The following is a 4,481-nucleotide window of genomic DNA, read 5'->3' on the forward strand; positions in this document are numbered from 1 at the left end:
CTACGGCATGCTGCTGTTCGTGCTGGCCTGCGGGCTCGCGGTCACGCTAGGCCTGATGAACTTCGTCAACCTTGCGCATGGCGCTTTCGCCATGGCCGGTGGCTATGTCTGCATGGTGCTGGTCAACCGGATGGGCTGGCCGTTCTTCGCCGCATTGCCGCTCGCTTTCGTCTCCGCAGCCGCGATCGGCATCGCGCTCGAGCGGACGCTGTACCGCCACCTCTATGCGCGCAGCCATCTCGACCAGGTGCTGTTCACGATCGGTCTGACCTTCATGTCGGTCGCCGCCGTCGACTACATCCAGGGATCGTCGCGGGTCTTCATCAATTTGCCGGCTGCGCTCCAGGGTCAGTTCGACCTGTTCGGCGTCGGTATCGGCCGCTACCGGCTGATGATCATCGTGATCTGCGGCCTGCTCACCATCGCGCTCCAGATGGTGCTGGCCAAGACCCGTTTCGGCAGCCGCCTGCGCGCCGCCGTTGATGATCCCCGCGCCGCAAGCGGCCTCGGCATCAATGTGCCGCAGGTGTTCGCCTTCACGTTTGCATTTGGATGTGGCCTTGCCGGCCTCGGCGGCGCGCTGAGCGCGGAGATCCTCGGCCTCGATCCGTACTTCCCGCTGAAGTTCATGATCTACTTTCTGATCGTGGTCACCGTCGGCGGCTCGTCCTCGATCACCGGGCCGTTCCTGGCCTCGCTCCTGCTCGGCATCGGCGACGTCGCCGGCAAGTACTACGTACCGAAGATGGGTCCCTTCGTGATCTACACCATGATGATCGTGATCCTGATCTGGCGCCCGAACGGCCTGTTCGGCCGCACGGCCGCGCGTTGAGTTCGCCGATGAGCGCTTCTTCCGACGTCGGTCATCACGCCCAGCGCCAGGCACGCTGGCACTATGGCGAAGCCGCCTTCTGGCTGATCGTGCTGGCCTGCGGCTTCCTGTTTCCCAACCGCTACCTGATCATGACCGACATCCTGCGGCTGGCGCTGTTTGCGATGTCGCTCGATCTCATCCTCGGCTATGCCGGCATCGTCTCGCTCGGCCATGCCGCCTTCTTCGGCGTCGGCGCCTATGCCGCGGGGCTTCTTGCGCTTCACGGCATCGTCAACGAGCCCGTGCTCGCGCTTGTTGTCGCCGGCCTGGCCGCGATGGTGCTCGGCTTCGCCACGAGCTTCCTGGTGATCCGCGGGGTCGACCTCACCCGGCTGATGGTGACCCTCGGCATCGCGCTGCTTCTGGAGGCGCTCGCCGAGCGCTTCTCCGCCATCACCGGCGGTACCGACGGCCTGCAAGGCATCGAGATGCAGCCGATCTTCGGCGAGATCCCCTTCGACATGTTCGGCAAGGCCGGGTTCTTCTATTCGCTCGCCGTGCTGTTCCTGCTGTTCCTGTTGGCGCGCCGTGTCGTGCATTCGCCGTTCGGGCTGTCACTGCGCGCGATCAAGAATAATCCGCTGCGCGCGGCGGCGATCGGCATCCCCGTCAACCGCCGCCTGATCGCGATCTATACGCTTGCGGCGTTCTACGCAGGTATTGCCGGCGCGCTCTTCACCCAGACCACGGCGATCGCCTCGCTCGACGTGTTCGCCTTCGAGCGCTCCGCCGACCTGATGCTGGTGCTCGTCATCGGCGGCACCGGCTATCTCTATGGCGGGCTGATCGGCGCGGTGCTGTTCCGCATGCTCCAGGAATTGTTCTCCACCATCACCCCGCAATACTGGCAGTTCTGGATCGGTCTCGTGCTGGTCGTGATCGTGCTGGTCGGCCGCCAGCGCCTGCATCGCTGGGCCCTGTATGTGCCGAACCTCGTGATCAAGCAGATCGCCGGATGCAAGGCCGTCGTCGCCGTGCCGGAGAGCGACGCATGACCATCGCGCTCGAAACCCAGAATCTCGAAAAGCAGTTTGGTGGCCTGCGCGTCACCCGCGACCTGTCGCTGAAGATCGAGCAGGGTGCCCGCCACGCGCTGATCGGCCCGAATGGCGCCGGCAAGACCACGGTGATCAACCAGCTCACCGGCGTGCTCAAGCCGAATAGCGGTCGCATCCTGCTCGAAGGCCAGGACATCACCGACCTTGCCGTGCACAAGCGCGTGCTGCGCGGTCTGTCGCGCACTTTCCAGATCAACCAGCTCTATCCCGACCTGACCCCGCTCGAGACCATCGGCCTTGCGGTTTCCGAACGCCTCGGCCATGGCGGCGACTGGTGGCGGCGGATGGGGACGCGCCGCGACGTCAACGGCGAGATCGCCGATCTGCTCGCGCGTTTCCATCTGCTCGACGTCATGAACGAGCAGACCGTGACGCTGCCTTACGGCAAGCAGCGCCTGCTCGAGATCGCGGTCGCGATCGCGGCCAAGCCGCGCGTGTTGCTGCTCGACGAGCCCGCCGCCGGCGTGCCCGAGAGCGAGCGCCACGACATTCTCGCAGTCGTAGGCAGCCTGCCGCGCGACGTCACCGTGCTCCTGATCGAGCATGACATGGACCTCGTGTTCTCCTTTGCCGACCGCATCTCGGTGCTGGTCTCGGGCGCGCTGCTCACGGAGGGCCCGCCGGACCAGGTCGCGCGGGATCCGCAGGTCAAGGCGGTCTATCTCGGCGAGGAGGCGATCAATGTCTGACCTGCTGGCCCTCGAATCCCTGCGCGCCGGCTATGGCGAGGCGGTGGTGCTGCCGAATATGAGCCTGCGTCTTGCCGAGGGGCAGGTGCTGGCGCTACTCGGGCGCAACGGCACCGGCAAGACCACGCTGATCAACTCCATCGTCGGCGTCACCCGCCGCTTCTCCGGCACCGTCGCGCTCGCCGGCGCCGACGTCACGAACTTGCGCCCCGACCAGCGAGCGCGCGCCGGGATCGGCTGGGTGCCGCAGGAGCGCAACATTTTCCGCTCCCTCACGGTGGAAGAGAACATGACCGCCGTGGCGCAAGTTGGCCCATGGACGGTCGACAGGGTTTACGAGATGTTCCCACGGCTGAAGGAGCGCCGGAGCAATTTTGGCAACCAGCTCTCCGGCGGCGAGCAGCAGATGCTGGCGATCGGCCGCGCGCTGACCCTCAACCCGAAGGTCCTGCTGCTGGACGAGCCGACCGAGGGCCTTGCCCCCATCATCGTCGAGGAGCTCTTGAAGGCGATCGGGACCATCACCCGGGCCGGCGGCATCTGCTCGATTATCGTCGAGCAGAATGCGCAAAAGATTCTGGGGCTCGCCGACCGCGTTGTGATATTGGAGCGCGGAACGATCGTCCACGACGCCCCGAGCGCCGCGCTGAAGGCCGACCCCTCGGTCCTCGAGCGTCACCTCGGCGTCGCAGGGGCGGCAGCCCACTAAGAATCTCGGGAGTAAGACATGCAGCGAACCAGAGCCCCGTTCCGCGCCGACGAGGTCGGCAGCCTCCTGCGTCCGGCCAAGATCAAGGAAGCCCGCGCCAGGCTCGAGAAGGGCGAGATCTCGCCCGACGATCTGCGCAAGATCGAGGACATGGAGATTGAGAAGGTCGTGCACAAGCAGGCCTCGATCGGCATGAAGCTTGCGACCGACGGCGAATTCCGCCGTTCCTGGTGGCATTTCGACTTCCTGGCCAAGCTGACCGGCTGCGAGTTGTTCCACCCCGACGCCGGCATCCAATTCGCGGGTGTGGAGACGCGTCACGACGCAGTCCGCGTGATCGGCAAGCTCGACTTCCCGGATGATCATCCGATGTTGGATCACTTCCGCTTCCTGAAGAAATGTGCCGACCAGGCCCACGTCACCGCCAAGATGACGATCCCCTCGCCGGCGGTGCTGCACTTCCGCGGCGGTCGCAAGGCGATCTCCAAGGACGTCTATCCCGAACTCGATGCCTTCTACGAGGACCTCGGCAAGACTTACCGGAAAGCCGTCAAGGCCTTCTACGACGCCGGCTGCCGCTATCTCCAGTTCGATGACACCGTCTGGGCTTATCTGTGCTCGCAGGATGAGTTGCAGAAGGCGCGCGAGCGCGGCGACAATCCGGAGGGTCTCCAGCAGATCTACGCGCGCATCATCAACTACGCGCTGGCCGAGAAGCCTGCCGACATGGTGGTGACGACGCATGTTTGCCGCGGCAATTTCCGCTCGACCTGGATTTCATCGGGCGGCTACGAGCCGGTCGCCGAGACCATGCTCGCTGGCACCAATTACGACGGTTACTTCCTGGAATACGATTCCGACCGCGCCGGCGGCTTCGAGCCGCTGCGCTTCCTGCCCAAGGGCAACAAGGTCGTCGTGGTCGGCGTCATCACCTCGAAGTTCGGCGAGCTCGAGAGCAAGGACGCCGTCAAGCGCCGCCTGGAAGAAGCCGCCAAGTTCGTCCCGCTGGAGCAACTCGCGCTCTCCCCGCAATGCGGCTTCGCCTCGACCGAGGAAGGCAACATCCTCTCCGAAGAAGAGCAGTGGGCCAAGCTCAGCCTCGCGGTGGAGATCGCGAAGGAAGTTTGGGGCAACTAGGTCAGCGTTTTCTT

At 64.9% G+C, this 4,481-nt stretch carries 5 protein-coding genes; all 5 read left to right on the plus strand.

The genetic code is table 11. From position 1 onward, the window contains the following. On the plus strand, positions 1-832 hold an 832-nt coding region (locus tag FXV83_RS31240), incomplete at its 5' end, for a branched-chain amino acid ABC transporter permease (RefSeq protein ID WP_148743431.1). Between the two features lie 8 nt (positions 833-840). Continuing rightward, positions 841-1,869: a branched-chain amino acid ABC transporter permease gene (locus FXV83_RS31245; RefSeq protein WP_148743432.1), complete on the plus strand. Its 1,029-nt coding sequence runs from the start codon at positions 841-843 to the stop codon at positions 1,867-1,869. Next, entirely contained in the window at positions 1,866-2,621 is a 756-nt protein-coding gene (locus FXV83_RS31250; RefSeq protein ID WP_148743433.1) for an ABC transporter ATP-binding protein, read from the plus strand. Before FXV83_RS31245 ends, FXV83_RS31250 begins: the two co-directional genes overlap by 4 nt. Beyond that, on the plus strand, positions 2,614-3,330 hold the full coding sequence (locus tag FXV83_RS31255; RefSeq protein WP_148743434.1) for an ABC transporter ATP-binding protein: 717 nt from the start codon (positions 2,614-2,616) through the stop codon (positions 3,328-3,330). Before FXV83_RS31250 ends, FXV83_RS31255 begins: the two co-directional genes overlap by 8 nt. Positions 3,331-3,348: 18 nt before the next feature. After that, positions 3,349-4,467, plus strand: coding sequence for a cobalamin-independent methionine synthase II family protein (locus FXV83_RS31260; RefSeq protein ID WP_148743435.1), 1,119 nt, complete (start codon positions 3,349-3,351; stop codon positions 4,465-4,467). The last annotated feature ends 14 nt before the right edge of the window (positions 4,468-4,481 follow it).

The sequence above is a fragment of the Bradyrhizobium hipponense genome (assembly GCF_008123965.1).
GTDB classification, from domain to species: Bacteria; Pseudomonadota; Alphaproteobacteria; order Rhizobiales; family Xanthobacteraceae; genus Bradyrhizobium; species Bradyrhizobium hipponense.